Raw genomic sequence first — 1037 nt, forward strand, 5'->3', positions numbered from 1 at the left:
GGGCACAGGAACAGGAGCGCAGCCTGCCCGGTGGCCGTAGCTTCACCGTGATACTCGACCGGGCCGCTGGGCCATCTATTAAGGCCCAGCAGCTTTTTCCACTCTCTGCCCCTACGGATGGGGATATCTACACAGTGGTCATGCGTCTTCTGACGGTCTCATAGGATCATTAAAGTCCTTTCTCTGTACTCTGTAAGCTGAGTCTGGACATGCCTATGCTTGCACTGGCCGTAGCCATTTCAATGTCTTGTGATTCTTTAGGGAGGGCTTTTCTCCGTAACTTCTTGGAAGTCTGACGGCGTTTCCCGTGTTTCTTTTTTGCCGCCTTGAGAGATGTAATGATTCTGTCGTACTCTAATCTTTTAGAGCCAAAACATGGAAGTAACCCTCTTTGGTGTTGTGCAATTGTCAGTGGGCTTTTCGTGCAAAATTTCCAGCAATGCCACTTTATTGTTGGATCAGCACCAGCTCCGAGCAACATGTCAACGATATCAGGATAGCCCTCTTGACACGCTATAAACAAAGCTGTGGAACCGGTGCATCTTGTATGATTCACACTCACACCTTGGGTGCTCACAATCGTTTTCACCACCTTGTCATGGCCATTTTGAGCGGCCACATACAATGGCGTGACCCCTTTAGATGTTTGATTAATGTCTGCATCGGCAGCTATTAAACGCTGAACCACTTCAACACGGCCTTCTGCTGCCGCCATGAACAGGCCATGAACAGGCTCACAATATGCTTCACAGGGAAACTGTTTGTTAATATCAAAACCCTCCAGATCTAAAAAATAGTGCACCGCCTCCGTATTACCTTCACGGCACGCAGCCAGAAAATCGTGTTCACCCCGTTCATTCTTCAGCTCCACACTCAGGTCTGCTTTGCATTCACCCTTAGCCAATACGTTTGCACAAAACCCCAAAGCCAGGAGGAAAAAGCTGGCGTAGAGGAATCGCTGTTTCTCATAAATCCTTAACACAACTCACTCCACAAATCGCCATAACAAAAGGGATAGAAGGTATGGCAATCAACAA

Annotated in this window: 1 protein-coding gene; it reads right to left on the bottom strand. The window is 48.0% G+C overall.

Translation table 11 applies throughout. The features are described from left to right. Window positions 1-169: 169 nt before the first annotated feature. A complete protein-coding gene (locus tag E1189_RS01660; RefSeq protein ID WP_196221002.1) occupies window positions 170-871 on the bottom strand; it encodes an ankyrin repeat domain-containing protein in 702 nt (233 codons plus the stop codon). Between the last annotated feature and the right edge of the window lie 166 nt (window positions 872-1037).

Origin of the sequence: Parendozoicomonas verongulae (genome assembly GCF_009711465.1) — a bacterium.
GTDB lineage: Bacteria > Pseudomonadota > Gammaproteobacteria > Pseudomonadales > Endozoicomonadaceae > Sansalvadorimonas > Sansalvadorimonas verongulae.